This window comes from Vagococcus lutrae (assembly GCF_003987555.1).
Lineage (GTDB): Bacteria > Bacillota > Bacilli > Lactobacillales > Vagococcaceae > Vagococcus_A > Vagococcus_A lutrae.
Genome location: NZ_NGJW01000016.1, coordinates 13,527 through 30,925, shown reverse-complemented (window position 1 = coordinate 30,925; position 17,399 = coordinate 13,527). Strand labels below are relative to the sequence as shown.

16 protein-coding genes and 1 riboswitch are annotated in these 17,399 nt (G+C 38.5%); of the genes, 3 read left to right on the top strand and 13 right to left on the bottom strand.

Translation table 11 applies throughout. From position 1 onward, the window contains the following. Window positions 1-111 (top strand): transposase (locus CBF33_RS09345; protein ID WP_148112237.1); only part of this gene is annotated, 111 nt, incomplete at its 5' end. A gap of 141 nt (window positions 112-252) precedes the next feature. Here the strand turns inward: CBF33_RS09345 and lpdA are convergent. The 6 genes from lpdA to CBF33_RS09315 all read right to left on the bottom strand — a co-directional run bounded on the left by lpdA (window position 253) and on the right by CBF33_RS09315 (window position 10,103). After that, complete coding sequence (lpdA, locus tag CBF33_RS09340; protein ID WP_126763713.1) at window positions 253-1,659, bottom strand: dihydrolipoyl dehydrogenase; 1,407 nt, start codon at window positions 1,657-1,659, stop codon at window positions 253-255. Window positions 1,660-1,666: 7 nt separating this feature from the next. Beyond that, window positions 1,667-3,262: a dihydrolipoyllysine-residue acetyltransferase gene (locus CBF33_RS09335; protein ID WP_126763711.1), complete on the bottom strand. Its 1,596-nt coding sequence runs from the start codon at window positions 3,260-3,262 to the stop codon at window positions 1,667-1,669. Window positions 3,263-3,288: 26 nt separating this feature from the next. Next, window positions 3,289-4,266, bottom strand: a complete 978-nt coding sequence (locus tag CBF33_RS09330) for an alpha-ketoacid dehydrogenase subunit beta (RefSeq protein WP_126763709.1) — start codon at window positions 4,264-4,266, stop codon at window positions 3,289-3,291. A gap of 2 nt (window positions 4,267-4,268) precedes the next feature. Beyond that, entirely contained in the window at window positions 4,269-5,381 is a 1,113-nt protein-coding gene (gene pdhA, locus CBF33_RS09325; RefSeq protein WP_126763706.1) for a pyruvate dehydrogenase (acetyl-transferring) E1 component subunit alpha, read from the bottom strand. A 349-nt stretch (window positions 5,382-5,730) separates the two neighbouring features. Continuing rightward, a complete protein-coding gene (gene mgtA / locus CBF33_RS09320; RefSeq protein WP_126763704.1) occupies window positions 5,731-8,361 on the bottom strand; it encodes a magnesium-translocating P-type ATPase in 2,631 nt (876 codons plus the stop codon). A gap of 103 nt (window positions 8,362-8,464) precedes the next feature. Further along, a riboswitch (M-box (ykoK) riboswitch) is annotated at window positions 8,465-8,651 on the bottom strand. A 90-nt stretch (window positions 8,652-8,741) separates the two neighbouring features. Then, window positions 8,742-10,103 carry a TrkH family potassium uptake protein gene (locus tag CBF33_RS09315; protein WP_126763702.1) on the bottom strand — a complete coding sequence of 454 codons (1,362 nt, stop codon included), beginning with the start codon at window positions 10,101-10,103 and terminating at the stop codon, window positions 8,742-8,744. A gap of 125 nt (window positions 10,104-10,228) precedes the next feature. Here CBF33_RS09315 and CBF33_RS09310 point away from each other — a divergent pair, with 125 nt between their 5' ends. Then, window positions 10,229-10,888 carry an NAD-dependent epimerase/dehydratase family protein gene (locus tag CBF33_RS09310; protein ID WP_126763700.1) on the top strand — a complete coding sequence of 220 codons (660 nt, stop codon included), beginning with the start codon at window positions 10,229-10,231 and terminating at the stop codon, window positions 10,886-10,888. 10 nt (window positions 10,889-10,898) lie between these two features. On the opposite strand, the gene CBF33_RS09305 is transcribed toward CBF33_RS09310, so the two are convergent. Genes CBF33_RS09305 through CBF33_RS09275 form a run of 7 tightly spaced genes read right to left on the bottom strand, consistent with a single transcriptional unit; the run spans window position 10,899 to window position 16,659 of the window. After that, window positions 10,899-11,822, bottom strand: a complete 924-nt coding sequence (locus CBF33_RS09305; protein ID WP_126763698.1) for an aldo/keto reductase — start codon at window positions 11,820-11,822, stop codon at window positions 10,899-10,901. Beyond that, window positions 11,823-12,503 carry a winged helix-turn-helix domain-containing protein gene (locus tag CBF33_RS09300; RefSeq protein ID WP_126763696.1) on the bottom strand — a complete coding sequence of 227 codons (681 nt, stop codon included), beginning with the start codon at window positions 12,501-12,503 and terminating at the stop codon, window positions 11,823-11,825. Between the two features lie 12 nt (window positions 12,504-12,515). Beyond that, a complete protein-coding gene (locus CBF33_RS09295; RefSeq protein ID WP_170167790.1) occupies window positions 12,516-13,640 on the bottom strand; it encodes an ATP-grasp domain-containing protein in 1,125 nt (374 codons plus the stop codon). A gap of 28 nt (window positions 13,641-13,668) precedes the next feature. Then, window positions 13,669-14,310: a glycoside hydrolase family 73 protein gene (locus CBF33_RS09290; protein ID WP_126763692.1), complete on the bottom strand. Its 642-nt coding sequence runs from the start codon at window positions 14,308-14,310 to the stop codon at window positions 13,669-13,671. Beyond that, window positions 14,252-15,085 (bottom strand): M15 family metallopeptidase, encoded by an 834-nt coding sequence (locus CBF33_RS09285; RefSeq protein WP_126763690.1) that lies wholly within the window; start codon window positions 15,083-15,085, stop codon window positions 14,252-14,254. The genes CBF33_RS09290 and CBF33_RS09285 overlap by 59 nt, the downstream gene beginning before the upstream one ends. A gap of 7 nt (window positions 15,086-15,092) precedes the next feature. After that, window positions 15,093-15,644 (bottom strand): hypothetical protein, encoded by a 552-nt coding sequence (locus CBF33_RS09280; protein ID WP_023605646.1) that lies wholly within the window; start codon window positions 15,642-15,644, stop codon window positions 15,093-15,095. A 52-nt stretch (window positions 15,645-15,696) separates the two neighbouring features. After that, a complete protein-coding gene (locus CBF33_RS09275; RefSeq protein ID WP_126763688.1) occupies window positions 15,697-16,659 on the bottom strand; it encodes an aromatic acid exporter family protein in 963 nt (320 codons plus the stop codon). A gap of 129 nt (window positions 16,660-16,788) precedes the next feature. On the opposite strand from CBF33_RS09275, the gene CBF33_RS09270 reads away from it, so the two are divergent. Next, the gene (locus CBF33_RS09270; protein ID WP_126763686.1) at window positions 16,789-17,391 is read left to right on the top strand and encodes an FUSC family protein; all 603 of its coding nucleotides are present in this window, start codon (window positions 16,789-16,791) and stop codon (window positions 17,389-17,391) included. The last annotated feature ends 8 nt before the right edge of the window (window positions 17,392-17,399 follow it).

Genomic DNA, 17,399 nt, shown 5'->3' with positions numbered 1-17,399 from the left:
GCTAAAAACACACATATTAAAACCTTAAAACGGGTATCCTATGGATTTAAATCATTTGAGAACATGAAATTAAGAATATTCATGATGAATCGCCTTATTGAAGTAAAATAAAAAAGATGAATGGAACAAGTTCCACTCATCTTTCGACTTCATTTTGACTCATCAGTCCTATTTGACAAAGAGCCCAAAAAAGACAGAAAGTTAAACTTTCTGTCTTACGTCCGAATAGATGTTGCGATATTTAAAATGATTTTAAGCGTGAATAGGTAATCCTAACGCCATTTCAGCTGTATCCATAACAGATTCTGCTAATGATGGATGAGAATGAATTGTTAAAGCAATATCTTCTGCATTCATACCAGCTTCAATTGCTAAACCTAGTTCCGCAATAATGTCACTTGCGTTAATTCCTGCTACTTGTGCACCGATAATAACATTATCTTCTTTCGTTGTCACAAGACGTACAAATCCTTCAGTTTGGTTCAATGAAAGCGCACGACCGTTACCACCAAGTGGGAATTTCGTAGCTTTTACATCTAAGCCTTCTTCTTTAGCTTGTTTTTCAGTGTAACCCACTGTTGCTAATTCAGGATCTGTAAATGCCACTGCTGGCATACCAATGTAGTCAACGGCTACAGGTTTTCCAGCAATTGCTTCTGCAGCAATTTTTGCTTCATAGCTAGCTTTATGTGCTAAAGCAGCGCCTGGTACGATGTCTCCAATAGCAAAGATAGATTCAACGTTTGTACGTCCTTGTTCGTCTACCATTACTAGACCACGGTCGTTCATTTCAACGCCCGCTACTTCTAAACCAAGCTCGTCAGTGTTAGGACGACGACCAACTGTTACCATTACGTAATCAGCTTCGATTGATTGCTCTTTACCGTCTGCTTCATAAGTTACTGTGACGCTGTCGCCATTGTCTACAGCACCTTTAGCCATAGCATTTGTTACGACTGTCATACCTTTTTCTTTGAATGATTTTTCGACTAAACGAACCATATCTTTTTCAAAGTTAGGAATAATTTGTGGTGAACCTTCTAAAATAGTCACTTCTGAACCTAAGTTAGCATAAGCGCCACCTAATTCAGCACCGATGACACCGCCACCGACAATCACTAATTTTTTAGGTACTTCTGTTAAGTTTAATCCGCCTGTTGAGTCGATAATGCGACCACCGAATTTAAATCCTTTAATTTCGATTGGACGACTACCAGTTGCAACAATCGCATTGTTAAATGAGTAAGTTTGTGCTTCGTCACCGTGAATCACACGTAAGTTATGTCCATCGATGAAGAATGCTTCCCCATTTAAAATTTCAACTTTATTTTTCTTTAATAGGAATTCAACACCTGATGTTAATTTGTTAACAACAGTATTGTTTTTCCAGTTTTGTGTTTGTTCAAAGTCTAGAGAGACTTTTTCAGTTTTTACACCAAAAACTTCTGAATCTAAGGCTTCTTGATATTTGTGTCCGGCACTAATAAGTGCTTTTGAAGGAATACATCCTACGTTTAAACAAACGCCTCCGATATATTCACGTTCAATGATCGCAACTTTCTGTCCCATTTGTGCTGCACGAATTGCTGCAACATATCCTCCTGGGCCAGCTCCAATTACGACTGTATCTAGTTCAATTGCGAAATCTCCAACTACCATTCAAGAATCATCCTTCCATTAATAATAATTCTGGATCTGCCAACAATCTCTTAATATTGTTCATTGCACTTTGAGCTGTGGCACCATCAACGATTCGATGATCGAAGCTTAGAGATAATTTCATAACGCGGCCTACTGCTAATTCTCCATCTTCGTTTACGATTGGCTGTTGTTTGATAGTTCCGACACCTAAAATAGCAACTTCAGGGTAGTTGATAACTGGAGTAAACCAAGCACCGCCTACAGACCCTATGTTACTAATTGTAACCGTTCCATTGCGCATGTCAATAGCTGAAAGTTTTCCTTCATGAGCTAAAGCTGCTTTTTCGTTAATTTCATCAGCAATATCAAACATACTCTTCATGTCGGCATGTTTTACGTTTGGTACGTATAAGCCGTGATCTGTATCAGTTGCGATACCGATATTGTAGTAATGTTTGTAAACCACTTCATCTGTTGCATCGTCAATTGAAGCATTTAAGATTGGGTATTTTTTCATTGTTGCAACGAGTGCTTTAACAACATATGGTAAGAAAGTTAATTTTGTATCGCGACTTGCAGCGACATCTTTAAATTTCTTACGGTGATCCCATAATTGTGACACTTCAACTTCATCATGCAATGTGACATGTGGGGCTGTGTGTTTGCTATTTACCATTGCTTTAGAAATAGCCTTACGAGTCATTGTCATTTTCTCGCGTGTTTCTTGTTCAGCAATGCCAACAAATGGTGTTGCTGGTTGTGCTGCTTCTTTAGTTGCTGCTGGTTTTTCTTCAGTTGCTGCTGCTGTTGCTTCTGGAGCTGCTACTGATGATCCGCCTGCTGCAAATGTATCGATATCTTCACGTGTCACACGACCTTTTTTACCAGTCGGTGTCACTAAAGTAATATCCACACCTTTTTCACGTGCATATTGACGCACTGAAGGCATTGCTAAAACGCGTGTTGAAGGTTTACCTGTAGGCTCAGATGAAGCTGCTTCTTTTGGTTGAGCTTCTGCTGCAACTGGCGCTTCAGGTGTTGCTCCGCCTGCACTTGGAACGCTGTCGTTGTGACCAGGTGCATCAATTTCGATTAGCACGTCACCAACATTCGCGACTGTCCCTTCTGGAACAACAACATTTACAACCGTCCCTGTTACAGGTGATGAGATTTCTTCTACTGATTTATCGTTTTGAACTTCAAGCATTGTGTCGTCTTCGTTAATAGTATCGCCAGCTTTGACAAACCATTTAACGATTTCGCCTTCTGCAATCCCTTCACCGATATCTGGAAGTTTGAATTGGAAAACAGCTTTCGCTGCACCCGTTTCTGCAGGAGCAGCTGCTTCTACAGCAGGAGCTTCTTCTTCATCAGATTCATGTCCCGGTGCATCGATTTCGATTAACACGTCACCCACGTTAGCAACTGTTCCTTCTGGTACAACGACCTTCAATACTTTACCAGTCACAGGTGATGGAATTTCTTCTACTGATTTATCATTTTGGACTTCTAACATTGTGTCGTCTTCGTTGATAGTGTCGCCTTCTTTAACGAACCATTTAACGATTTCGCCTTCTGCGATTCCTTCACCAATGTCAGGTAGTTTAAATTTAAACGCCATTATTTAACTCTCCTCTTCTATTCAAATTAGAATTCGTAAATTTCACGGACTTTTTCTTCGATGTCGTTAGCATTTGGTAACCATGAGTTTTCTGCTTGACCAAATGGATAAACTGTATCAGGCGCTGAAACACGTCCGATAGGCGCTTCAAGAGATAAGATGGCACGTTCAGAAATTTCTGATGCAACTTGTGCTCCTACACCTGCTTGTTTTTGAGCTTCTTGTACAACTACTACGCGACCTGTTTTTTCAACAGATGCAATAATTGTTTCAACATCTAAAGGAGCAACTGTACGTAAATCAACAATTTCTACTGAGATGTTTTCTTTTTCTAATTTATCAGCGACTTTAATCGCTTCACGAACCATAGCACCGTATGTAATAACAGTGATGTCTGATCCTTCGCGTGTAATAGCTGCTTTATCTAAAGGAACTGTGTACTCTCCTTCAGGAACTTCTTCACGGAATGAACGGTATAGTTTCATATGTTCTAAGAATACAACAGGGTCATTGTCGCGAATAGCTGAAATTAAAAGACCTTTTGCATCATATGGGTTACTTGGAATCACTACGCGGATACCAGGTGATTGTGCGATTAAACCTTCTAAGTTATCTGCGTGCATTTCTGGTGTATGTACACCACCACCAAAAGGCGCGCGAATAGTAATAGGTAAGTTACGAGTACCACCCATACGGTAACGTGTACGTGCCATTTGACCAACAATTTCGTCAAACACTTCAAACACGAAGCCAAAGAATTGAATTTCTGGAACTGGACGGAAGCCTTCTAAAGCTAAACCAAACGCCAATCCACCAATACCTGATTCTGCTAACGGTGTATCAAATACACGCTCTTTACCATGTTTTTCTTGTAAGCCTTCAGTTGCACGGAAAACCCCACCGTTTTTACCAACGTCTTCACCGAAGATTAGGACGTTTTCGTCTTTACCAAGTTCTAAATCGAGTGCATCTGTAATGGCTTGGATCATTGTTTTTTGTGCCATGCTTATTTCGACTCCTTCGCTTTGTAGATTTCAATTTGTTCTGCAACGTTTTGAGGTGAATTTTCAAACATATGCTCTAAGAATTCAGACACTGTTTGTTTTGGTGCAGCGTCAGCTTCTTTAATAGCTGCTGCGATTTCCTCTTTTGTTTTTTCGATAATTTCTTCTTCTTTTTCTTCAGACCATAAACCTTTTTCAGTTAAGAAAATACGGAAACGATTTAATGGATCACGTTTTTCCCAATAGTCTTCAACATCTTGTGTACGGTAACGTGTTGGATCATCACCTGAAAGTGTATGTGGTCCGTAACGATATGTTAATGTTTCAATTAAAACAGGACCATTACCTGCAACTGACCATTCTCTTGCGTGTTTTGTTACAGCATAAACTGCTAACGGGTCCATACCATCTACTTGAACACCTGGGATACCAGCTGCTACTGCTTTTTGTGCTAATGTTTCAGCGGCTGTTTGAACTTCACGTGGTGTTGAAATAGCGTAGCCGTTGTTTTGAATGAAGAATACAGCGTTAGCTTTATAAGCACCTGCAAAGTTAATTCCTTCGTAGAAATCCCCTTGTGAAGAACCACCGTCACCAGTGTAAGTGAACGCGACAGCGTCTTTTCCACGTTTTTTAAGTCCTAGCGCTACTCCAGCTGCTTGAACGATTTGTGCTCCGATAATAATTTGTGGAGGTAATGCTTTTAAGTCCTCAGCGAATTTACTTCCATCTATATGTCCACGTGACCATAAGAAAGCTTCTTTTAGTGGTAAGCCGTGTTGTACAAGTTGTGGAACATCACGGTAACCTGGTAATAAGTAATCTTCTTTTGTCATTGCAAAATGACTTGCTAATTGACTTGCTTCTTGACCAGCTGTTGGTGCATAGAAACCTAAACGACCTTGACGGTTTAAAGCTGTTGAACGTTGGTCTAATACACGTGACCATACCATTCTTGACATTAACTCTACTAATTCGTCGTCAGATAAATCTGGCATCAAATCAGGGTTTGTCACTTTCCCGTTTTCGTCTAATACTTGTAGTGTCGAAAATTCTTTGTTGATGTTTTTCAACTGTGCTTCGAAATCAAGCTGTTTAATCTTTTTCTTCGCCATTACTACACATTCCTCTCTTATTTCACATATTAGTTGTCTTAAACAGAAAAGTTATCTGTATTACTTTTCCGCTTTCACATTCTCAATTTAACACGAGTAATTGGTAATTGCAAGTAATAAGTTTACATCTTGTGTAAATCATGTATATCTCAACAAAGTCTATCAAATCAAAGTTTGTGAAGAATTAGATAAACTGTGTAAGTGTTTTAAAAAATACAAGATTGTGTTTCTAAGCTGTTACACCACGACTATAACAAGATTGGTTTTCTGTTACACTTTCTGTTCTATTTATTATTTAATAATCGTTTTAAAAGAAAAAACTCTCAGAATTTTTCTGAGAGTTTCAATCTTATAACCATTCTTTATTCACTTTGATATAAATTCGTTTTGCTATTTCAGTAGTTACGATATACGCTGCGACAATTCCAATCAGCCATGGCCAGTAATTGCTTGGTAGCGGCATAAAATCAAACCCGGTACGCAGTGGGGTAATAACAATTACTAAGCCCACGACAATAGCAAATAAACTAGAGATGAGCAGTGACGGACTTGCAATACTTTCGATAAATGGCACTTTCTTCGTACGTAAGACATGAACGACTACAGTCTGTGTAATAAGCCCTACTAAGAACCAACCAGCTTGGAACAAGCCTTGTTCGGCAACAGTATTAGCACCAAATATATGCCACATGATAAAGAAAGTTAAGATATCAAAAATACTACTTACAGGTCCTAAAATAACCGTAAATCTCAAAAGACTTCCCGTTTTCCAATGAACGGGTTTAATAATATCTTCTTCATCGACGTTGTCCCACGGTGTCGTTAACTGTGCAAAGTCATAAACAAGGTTTTGAACTAACAATTGAATGGACAACATAGGCAAGAACGGTAGAAACGCACTTGCGACTAACACAGAGAAAACATTCCCGAAGTTAGAACTGATGGTAATCTTGATATATTTCATCATATTACTAAAGACTTTACGACCTTCTAAAATACCGTCAGCCAAAACGTTCAGACTCTTTTCTAATAAAATAATTGAACTAGCATCTTTCGTAATATCCGCTGCCGTATCCACAGAGATACCAACATCGGCTTTTCTTAAAGCGGGTGCATCATTAATTCCATCTCCCATAAAACCAACAGTATGGCCTTTATTTTGTAAAACTTGGATGATACGTGACTTTTGCATTGGAGATAGTTTTGCAAATAAATTAATGCCTTCTGCTTTTTCTTGTAATTCTAAATCAGACATTTCTTCTAACTCATGCCCATTTAACACTTTGTCAACTTCTATTCCGACGTCCGCACAGACTTTACGTGCGACTATCTCATTATCACCTGTTAGCACTTTTACATTGACACCATGTTCATGTAAAGATGAAATAGCGGATATCGCAGATTTTTTCGCTGGATCTAAAAATCCTACGTAACCAACTAAAATCATTCTTTCTTCATCTTCAATCGTATAGACAGGCTCTTGATGAACATCTTCTCTGTATGCTACCGCAATAACACGCATACCTCGTTCATTCATTTCAACGTTGACTGCACGCATGGATTTTTCTAATTCTGGCGTGATTTCTACGACTTCACCATCTAATTCAACATGCGTGATGATTTCAGACATCTCTTCAACCGCACCTTTTGTTACCATTAATTGACGTCCATCCACTTCAGCCGCCACTGTTAAGCGACGTCGCGTGAAGTCAAATGGTAATTCGTCAATTTTGATAACTTCTTTAAACTCATGTTTTTCTGGGAACTTATCATAGTAATTAATGACAGCATGGTCTATTAAGTTTTTCCAACCTGTTTGATACTTTGAATTAAGATACGCCATACTAAGAACGTGATTATCCATTTCACCTTTTGGATTCACATGCTCCACTAAAACAACTTTATCTTCCGTAATTGTACCGGTTTTATCTGTACAAAGAATATCCATAGCCCCTAAGTTTTGAATGGAGCTTAACTCTTTTACAATCACATTCTTTTTAGAAAGACTAATGGCACCTTTGGCAAGGTTACTTGTCACAATCATCGGTAGCATCTCAGGTGTTAAACCGACAGCTACTGCAATAGCAAAGAAGAAAGCTTGGTTCCAATCTCCTTTTGAAACACCATTTAAAAACAATACAACTGGGAAAAACACCGCTACCATGCGTAGCAACATTTTACTGACACGTGTAATACCAATGTCGAAGGCGGTATCGCCTCGTTTTTCACTCGCGTTCTTAGCAATGTCACCGAAGAACGTATCTTCTCCTGTTTTTAAAATCAAGGCTTTCCCTTGACCACTAAGCACGTCCGTCCCCATAAACACTAAGTCTTGTAAGTCAAGCGCTGTTAAATCATCTTCTTGAATTTCTTCTTCACTGACACCTGAATAGACAAACTTTTCAACCGGCATTGATTCACCCGTCATGGATGACTGATTGACGAATAAGTCATTCGCCCAAATTAATTTAGCATCGGCTGGAATCATGTCCCCTGTTGCTAAACTGACAATATCTCCTGGAACGACTTCGTCCATTGGAATCTCGATAACTTCGCCATCACGTGTTACCGCACAGGTATTTTCAATCATTTCTTTTAATTCAAAGCTTGCTTTCTGTGACCGATAATCTTGAATAAATTGAATCATGACACTTGCCGTAATCATAATCCCCATAATAATAGCAGCATCGTGGTCCCCTGTTAAAGCTGAAACAACTAATAACAATGCGAGAACATAGACAAATGGATCTTGAAACGCGTGTAGCAATAATTTCCATGCTGGACGAGGCTTTTGAGCTGCCACCTCATTTGGACCAAATTCTTCCAACCTAAGTTTAGCATCCTCACTGGTCAGACCTTCTGGTGTTGTACGTAACTCCATCATCAATTCTCGATCAGAAAGTTTAACAAGTTTTTTTAACTCACTGTCTTTTGATGATGCCCCAGAAAACATTGTTTTTTCTGCTTGCTTTTTCTCCATATCCTCATCCCTTTCTTCGTTAGAACAATTCTGTTAAATAAAACAAAAAATGCACTCTCGACACGAGAGTGCATTATAAATAACAACGTTATTCTATATAATACGCCAAATCTCAACGTCGAGTTTTAGCACTGAATGGCTTAGATAGTTATCAATCACTATCAGCTACATTAGAAAAAGCCTTGTTCGACAATTTCAGTTGACCCTAAAAAACTCATCACAATATTCTCTCGATTATTGGAGGGCAGTAGCGTATTTCCAGACAGGAGCCTCACCTAACAGATTGTTCTATTTTTATCACACTTACTAGACTACATATAAAGATTCCTTTTGTCAAATATTCTATACAGCATGAGTATGATTTTTTTAATTTTAAAAAATTAACCGACCATCACGTGCTCTTCAGGATAGCGTATTAATCCCTCATTGTTGCGTTGACGACCCGCGATTGATAATAAGAAGGTGTACACTCCCACACGACCGATAAACATAAGTAACATAATGACAAGCTTGCCTATCATCGTTAAATGGGGTGTTAAACCTAACGTGACACCTACTGTGCCAAACGCCGAAAAGACTTCAAAAGCTACATATTCGATACCAAATTCACGCGGTATTACTTCTGTTACAGAAAGTAACGCAGTAGCGGTGATCGTAATGGTAACACATATAAAAAAGAGTGCAAAAGCACGCATGACGATTTCTTGCTTAATCGTACGATAGTGAAAAACTGTCCGATTCTTCCCTTTAATTGTCGCCCATGCATGAAGTAGTAGCACACCTAATGTTGATACTTTTAACCCACCTGCTGTCGAGCCAGAATTTCCGCCGACGAACATTAACATCATCGTTAGTAATAAACTAGCATGTGATAAATCCGCATATGGAATACTATTAAAACCTGCTGTTCTTGGTGTAACCGCAAGGAAAAATGTATTCACAATACGTTGAAACGGAGTTAATTGATCACTATATGCTTGTAAATTATTTTCGAATAGTAAAAACAATATAAAACTGCTGATTAAAATAATAATAGTCATACGCAATGTTAACTGAGTATGCAAGGTCATTTTACGGCGTTTGTACCAAGTTAACAAATCTCGCCAAACGACAAATCCCAGACCTCCGGCAATAATCAGACCACTAACCACTAACATAAAGTAGCTATTAGTCCGCACTCCTTCTAAACTATTTCCAAACAAATCAAAACCAGCATTACAATAAGCTGAAATCGCATGAAAAACGCTGTGTCCCAAACCATTAAATACACCATGCTTAGGGATAAAATAAAAAGAAAATAAAATCGTTCCAATCATTTGTGTCACAAATGAAAATTTTAATACATACAATCCTAACTTCAAGACCCCTGAGTATTCACCTAAGTTTAAAGACTCTTTAAAAATTAATCGTGCTTGGAAGTTCACTTTTTTTCGCATAAACATGACCACGATTAGCGTCATTAACATGAAACTCATTCCGCCAATTTCTATCAAACACATAATCACAATCCGGCCAAACAAACTCCAGTGAGCTGCCGTATTCACGGTGGTAAGACCCGTCACGCAAACCGATGAAGTCGCTACAAAGGCGGCATCTGACAAGTTCGTATGTCCTGAATTTGACGAAATCGGTAACGACAGTAAAAACGTACCGATGACAATTACCATTAAAAAACTTGCTGTTATAGCTTGAACAGGCGTAAAGCGATAATTAGCTTTAGGCTGCTTATTTTTCTTTATCACAAATATTCCCTCACCTTACTTACATTGTCTTACTATCGTTTAGTAGTGACTTCATAGTATACTGTATTTAAGAAAGATTCAATTCTTTCTTATAAACTGCCTAATATTTGGAAAGGAGTGCCACGATGAACGTTATTGTTTTAGGCGGTAGTGGTTTTATTGGTCAGGCCGTCTGTGTCAAGCTAGCCGAACACGGTTTTCATGTCACCAGTCTGTCACGTTCTGGTGGTAAAAATGTTAAAGAAGAATGGAAACATCACCCTTCTATAACGTGGCAAAAAACAGATGTCTTTGATTTTTCTTCTTGGCAATCACTACTCTCTGCACAACCCGTCGTCATTAACTTGATTGGGTTATTAAAAGAAAATAAAAAAACAAATCAAACTTTCCAACGCTATCACGTTGACTTACAGCGAGGTTTATTGCCTGTTTTAATCGAAAACGAGATTCCTCATTATCTTTATTTGTCTGCTGCTGGAAAAAGTCCTTGGATGTCGCCTACGTACTTAACAACTAAGAAGCAAGCGGAAACACTGATTACACAGGCTCCACTTTCATCTCTAATTATTCAATCAGGGCTAGTAGTTGACAAAGACCGACCATCGTCCTTGTTCTTTGGCTATTCTCTCGCTATCCTCAAATATATTCCATTTATTAGTCAAAAAGTCCAAAACGTCCTACCCATTAAACGAGACGATTTGAGCTCACTTATCGTTAACAGTCTCATAAAAAAAGAAACAGGTATTATTCAAACCTTTAATAAAAAAGACCTTTCGCTTAAATGAAAGGTCTTTTTTATGGTAAAACATGGCCTGAAGCCTGATACAACGCGTACCAATCTGCACGGGATAAAACAATGTGACTACTATTAGCAATTTCTGTCAGACGTTCTTTAGTCATCGTACCAGCTAATGTTTGAATATTAGCTGGGTGTCGCTGATTCCAAGCCGTTACAATGCCCGTCTTAGTAGTTTGGTATTTATCAGCTAATTCACTTAACAACGCATTTATTTCAGGAAACTCTGGTTGGTCGATAAACAATCCTTCCGTCATATGTTGATAAGGCGACCAAGCCTGTACCGTCATCTGATGAAGTCGAGCATAATCTAATGCGTAACCATCTCGATTAATCGATTCGGCTTCATGACGATTAACATGAATCCCTTCAGCCACCATATGATTAGCCATTAAACCAAATTGTAACTGATTGACCACTAACGGCATATCAATAGGTAATACTTGCTTTAACAACTCAATTTGAAGCGGATGAAAATTACTCACACCAAAAAATTTAACTTTACCACTTTCTCGAAGAAGTTCAAATGCTTCGGCTACTTCTTCTGGTTCAATCAGAGCATCGGGACGATGTAAAGCCAAAATGTCTAAATAATCGACACCTAAACGATGCAAAATCTGATCAACACTGGCTAGAATATGGGCTTTCGACGAATCGTAAAATCCCGGTTGAATGCCACATTTAGATTGAATAATCAGCTGTTCACGCTCGATAGACGTTTGCTTTAACGCTCTTCCAAAAAGCGTTTCACAACTCCCTTTTCCATAAATATCAGCGTGGTCAAAAAAGTTAATACCTAACTGTTGCGTATGATTCAAATAATCAACCGCCTCTGTCATCGTCAAGCGATTAAACCGCATACACCCTACACCTATTTGTGAAGCACAAAGGGCTGCTTCACCGCCAATTTCAATATAATTCATCTAGTCTTGTTCCTTTCGATATTTGTCCCACTCTCCCAAATCCTGTTGGTCAACAATTTCTAATTTTAAGTTATTTATCCATAATCGAACTTCTCTTCTAGCTAACGGAAAATTATTTTCTGAGACGTGCTTTATGAAAACTTCATAATGATATAAAAAGAGTTGCCCAAACGGTCTTGTTTTCTGTGTGAGTTGTTTAAAGTCTGCACGAATTAAATCTGAAGCGGTTTGTAGTAAGACTTCTTGATAATATTTATTAGGATAGTCTCTCGTCAACAACTCAAAAAACTTTAACATTTCTTCTTCGATTAAAGCACGCTGCTTTCGATAATCATCAATTCTTTTTAGTATTTCTGACAATGCTCGCTCGTTTAAAAGTTCACTTCTTTTTTCTTGATAGAATAAAAACTGAATTAACAATAACTCTAAAAACTCTAAACGCTCAACATATTCTTTTGGTGTCAACGATTTAGCAGCGACATACGCTCCTTTATTAGGAACCATTTCCACTAAACCCATGTCAGCCAATTCCTTAAAGGCTGAACGTACTGGCGAGCGACTGACTGCTAATTTTTCTGCAATCTCCGTCTCTATTAGTTTTTTTTCTGGTGGCAATTGACCGGCCACAATGGCACGCTGCAAATAGTCGACCACTTGTTTTTTTACTTTTTGAGATACCATACAATGCCCCTTCTAATCATTCCAAATATGAGAACTAATCATTTTCGCTATAGCTTCGTTTCGGTCTTCGGCCGGAATTAGCACATGACCTAACAAACTATTTTCATCAAATTCTGCACGTTTCTGTCCGTAAAATAAAAATCGCCAATCCGCTTGAAAAGGCAGTTGCGTGACGGCTAACGAGTATTGCGCTTGTCTAATTGGAACAGTTAACCACTCACCTAAGACCGTTACAAGAGGCAATGGCCACCCGCAAAGCCCACGTATATGCGCTTCAAACTGTGACATGCTACACGCCACTTCAGAATAGATGCCGTCATCTAAGGTCGTAGGCTCAAAACCTGTGACATAAATAATGCCAAATTCATTAATCTTCATTTTAATAGTTAAAATACCTTGTACAGCTAAGCTATCACTCAAGATTTCTGCAATACGATAAACTTCATCCTGTTCCTCACGCAAAAGATTCGCGTTTGAATAATACCCTTCTAACCGTCCAGTAAGAAATTTTTTTTCTACAATCGGGAAAAATACGGGCGCCTCTTCTCCATTACTAACAACTGAAACCCGTATTTCTTTACTATACGGAATTTCAGATTCTAATAAACAGGGTCCTTCTTTAAAGAGGTGCTGTGCATTTTTAACATCTGATAATTCTTTAATTTCAAAATAGTCATCTTGCGTATGTGTCCGTCTAACCGTTTTTAACACACAAGGAAATCCAATACTTTCCAACGCTTCATACACTTCAACAAGATTGTGAACAATCTCAAACGGTGGAATGTTTACTGCACTTTCATTTAAAAAACGACGTTCATCTAACCGATGATGTGCTAACTCTGAGACTGCCAGCCCCTGAGGTAAGCTTTTTAATAGAGGTAGTGTTTGACTTTCTACATAACTCGTATATTCAAAAATAATAAAATCACTCATCTGGTTTAATTGCATTAAATATACTTCATTATGATACTCTCCTTGAATATGCCAGTCCGCAACAGCAGACGCTTGACAGTGTTCGAGGGGATCTAATATCGCTACTTTTAATCCTAGTTTATGAGCGGTAAGCGTTAGCATCCGTGCTAAATGCCCGCCCCCTACAATTCCTATAGTTTGACCTTGTATATATAACTTTGACATCACTTTTCCTACTTTACTATTTGATAATTTATCTACTATCATATTGTGCTAATTGATAGTTTTCAATAACAGATACTATTTTTTCTTGATAATTAGGATCCGTGGCATAGCCAGCTGATTGCAGTGCAGCAGCGGCATCACGATAATTGGTCGCTTGTAAAACAGCATGATATAGTTGGGGATTCCAGTCTACACCGTTTACGAATAACAAACTGTGGTCACGCATGGATTCTTCCCAGTTCCCATATACTTTAAAAGGGGCTTGGATTGTTTTCCACTTACCATCAACAAACTCTTTGGTTTCCAACATCACACTGGTATCGTCATATCCTTTTATGCCATACAAATTATAATAACTTGCAGCTAATTGACTAGTCCCCCAGTCTGACTCAAGAATAGCCTGTCCCAGAATGATACTTGGTAACACACCAAACTCATCTTGTAACTGCTGAGCAGTCGGAGCGAGTTGTTCGATAAATGCTTCATGCGAAGGAGATGATTCTACCAAAACATGATTAGAACTGCTACTTACCAATGAATTGGGCATATCTCCTATCATCATCTTCATTACAGTAAAAAAACCATATAAGGCTAATAAGCTAATGACAATACTACTTAGATGATCTACCTTCTTTTTCCACTTTTTTCGTGTCACTTTTCTTCGTGCCATTTTTCTCCTTCTCTTCAAATCGTTCTATATACTGTTCCAACGTCAAATCATATTTTTTCATATACGCTGCATGTTCTTTTCCTACATATCGAATGTGCCAAGGTTCATATTGAATCCCTGTGATTTCTTCTTTTTCTTTTGGATAGCGAATAATAAAGCCATAATCGGTTACGTTATTAGCTAACCATTTTCCAGCTTTCGTCTGTCCAAATTCTGGTTCAAGTCCTTTTTCATCAGCGTACCAATCTTGGTCGACGACATCCAAAGCTAAACCCGTATGATGTTCGCTTGTACCAGGAATGGCGATATAATCATCTGTCAGTTTTCTAGCACGTTCTTCAGACTTTCCTTGTGCCACATATTCTTGAATGGAATTATCATAGACGTTTTGCTGGTTTTCTACCGAACGATACGCGGAAACAACCGTTAAGTCAAGACCTGCTTCCTTGGCTGCTTGCTCCAATGCATAATAGGCATCAAAGGCCATTTCAGCGATTTCGTAGCCATTTTTCATAATCGTAATGGGTAGAACCGTATTTTCCTTCATCGGCTGATTATGATTGACTAATATCAAGGCTGGATCTTCTTTGCTCCCTACCGGCAAATCATCATAAACTTCGCTCGCTTCAGTAGAAGCATCCGATGAAGACTGACGCCTTTCAGTCGCCAGTGTTTTAGTGGTGGAAGGTGCTGGTTGACTTTCTCTATTAAACAAGCGAATACTTGTAACAATGATTAGCACCATTACGAATCCCGCCAATATTTTTTTTGCCATGAACTTCTTACACGTCCTTTTTCTCTTGAATATATGTTTCTGTTAAATTCTCATTCACCCATTCTAATAAATCCACAGGCGCATCTTCAATTTGTCTTTGGACAACTGCTGGTAAATGAAAGTATAAAATATCATCATAGCCCCAAGAGTCATACTGTAAGGATACTTTTAAATTAATCATTCCTTGCGCTGCTGACCACGCTTTTTCACGGCGAGTAGCCGACTCCTGTTGTGAAATCAATTCAACCATTGCCTCACCACTATTAATCCATTTTTTTGCAATCAGCGTTTTAAGACGCTTATATTCCATTACAATATAATTTCTTTTCTCAGGGAAGAGAATAGCTTGACGGATTAATTTTTGAATAAGCATCCATTCATAGTCTGAAAATAAATTTTTAACTAATTGCATGGCTTCGGTATTCAAGGTTCCCGTTCCATTTTTCCACGACTCCCACTCACTCACATCTACTTTTAAATAGGTTTCACAAAATTCTTGCGCGGTTAAAAATTGATGTTGAACCCGGTCTTCAATAATTGCTACTAATGCTTCATGCATCATTTATTCTCCTTTCTAAAATAACATATTACGTCACTCGTTTCACACGTCTTTAGACTGATTTTACATCAGTTTGTTGTTGCATAAAAATCGCCTTTGCTTCTAAAAGGTGGTGAAACTCCGTCATGAATTGATACAATTTTGCTCGACTTTCAAATTCTGAACGTGTCTTAGGTAGCGGACTCTGTTCGTAAAAATCAAATGTGACTTCTAAGTCATTTAACAGCTCACTCACAGGATTATGAGCATCAAATTCTCGAGAAGTTTTCTCAAGAATCGTGACAATCGGAGTGGCAGCAATATCAGCCACTTCTATTTCATTGATTAAATAACACATACTCTCAATCGCTTCGACTTGTTTATGGCGCATAGTAAAATACTCTATATAATAGCGCGTATCTTGTAGTAAGTGATTATCCGCATGATGTAACGCCATCTTCTGTGCTGTAATAAGTTGGGCATTTAATTCAGCCAATAAACTCGCTGATTGCTTCTGACTATCATCTCCTTGCAGTCTCTCTGCAAAGGAAGCAAGTAAACCGCTAATCGCCGTATCAATTTCCAACTGAAGAGTTTGCAGTCGATTGTCCGTACTGGGCATGTATAAATTAAACAGTAACGCCCACCCGACACCAATTAACATCAAGGAGTAACTATTAATAATCATCGACCTATCTACAGTTTGAACTAATAAATAATGCGTCACTAAAACGGAACTAATCGGAATGGCATCGGCGAGATTAAATGAGAGCGCAATTGGTACAAAACAAATTAAATACGCACCAAATGCTAACGCACGGTAACCTATCAAATGAAAAAAGACTCCTGCAATCAAGGTCGCAATACCTAGTGCTAGCAATCGTCCTAGTCCAATTTTAACTGTTGATTTCTTTGTATCAGTTAAACTAAGAATGGCAATAATACCCGCAGAAGCAGGATTTAGCAATCCAAACCACTGAGCCGTTACTATCGCAAGCGTTGCACTGATTGCCATTTTGACTGACTTAACCACCATCTACCACTCGTCACATCCTTTCTCTTTCTATTTTACCATGTTTTATTCGACTTCGATAATAAACAACATTTTTTAAAAATCCTTTAAATTTTATGGTATAGTAAAAGAAATGTGAAACGGAGGGATTCGATGCGAATAGGACCTTTTCGCCTTGGCTATCGTACATTCAAAACCGGGATTGCTGTCTTATTATCTATCATCGTTATGCGCTTATTTGGTCAGGATAATCCGATGATTGCGTGTTTAACGGCCGTCTTTACACTACGTGAAGATTTATCTAGCACTTACGAATTTGGACGTAAAAGAGTGTTGGGGGTTGCTTTAGGGGGCGTATCAGCCATTCTTTTTTACCTCAGCGAAGAAGCGATTGGCAATACCAATTTAGCTGAACTCATTCTCATACCACTATTTGTCATATTTCTAATCGTCATGGCAGATTCACTTGGTGCTCACAAAGGAATTATCGGGGGGACTGCGACTTTCTTAATCATTGCGTTCAACACCCCTGAAAATCAAACACTCGGCTTCGTCATTCACCGCGTGCTAGGGTCGTTCGTTGGTATGTTTATTGCTTTCGTAGTCAATCGCACTATTAAAGCACCACCCCGTCAATTAGTAACTGTTACTCCTAAAGACTTACATATCGCGAAATTAAAAAATGAAGTCGCTCGACAGCAAAAAGAAATTCAACAATTACAAAACGTGTTGGAAAATGCACAAAAAAAGGATTGACCAGTTAG

Coding starts and splice junctions, on each gene's coding strand:
- lpdA (WP_126763713.1), bottom strand. CDS start 1,659: ATGGTAGTTGGAGATTTCGCAATTGAACTAGATACAGTCGTAATTGGA.
- CBF33_RS09335 (WP_126763711.1), bottom strand. CDS start 3,262: ATGGCGTTTAAATTTAAACTACCTGACATTGGTGAAGGAATCGCAGAA.
- CBF33_RS09330 (WP_126763709.1), bottom strand. CDS start 4,266: ATGGCACAAAAAACAATGATCCAAGCCATTACAGATGCACTCGATTTA.
- pdhA (WP_126763706.1), bottom strand. CDS start 5,381: ATGGCGAAGAAAAAGATTAAACAGCTTGATTTCGAAGCACAGTTGAAA.
- mgtA (WP_126763704.1), bottom strand. CDS start 8,361: ATGGAGAAAAAGCAAGCAGAAAAAACAATGTTTTCTGGGGCATCATCA.
- CBF33_RS09310 (WP_126763700.1), top strand. CDS start 10,229: ATGAACGTTATTGTTTTAGGCGGTAGTGGTTTTATTGGTCAGGCCGTC.
- CBF33_RS09305 (WP_126763698.1), bottom strand. CDS start 11,822: ATGAATTATATTGAAATTGGCGGTGAAGCAGCCCTTTGTGCTTCACAA.
- CBF33_RS09300 (WP_126763696.1), bottom strand. CDS start 12,503: ATGGTATCTCAAAAAGTAAAAAAACAAGTGGTCGACTATTTGCAGCGT.
- CBF33_RS09295 (WP_170167790.1), bottom strand. CDS start 13,640: ATGTCAAAGTTATATATACAAGGTCAAACTATAGGAATTGTAGGGGGC.
- CBF33_RS09290 (WP_126763692.1), bottom strand. CDS start 14,310: ATGGCACGAAGAAAAGTGACACGAAAAAAGTGGAAAAAGAAGGTAGAT.
- CBF33_RS09285 (WP_126763690.1), bottom strand. CDS start 15,085: ATGGCAAAAAAAATATTGGCGGGATTCGTAATGGTGCTAATCATTGTT.
- CBF33_RS09280 (WP_023605646.1), bottom strand. CDS start 15,644: ATGCATGAAGCATTAGTAGCAATTATTGAAGACCGGGTTCAACATCAA.
- CBF33_RS09275 (WP_126763688.1), bottom strand. CDS start 16,659: ATGGTGGTTAAGTCAGTCAAAATGGCAATCAGTGCAACGCTTGCGATA.
- CBF33_RS09270 (WP_126763686.1), top strand. CDS start 16,789: ATGCGAATAGGACCTTTTCGCCTTGGCTATCGTACATTCAAAACCGGG.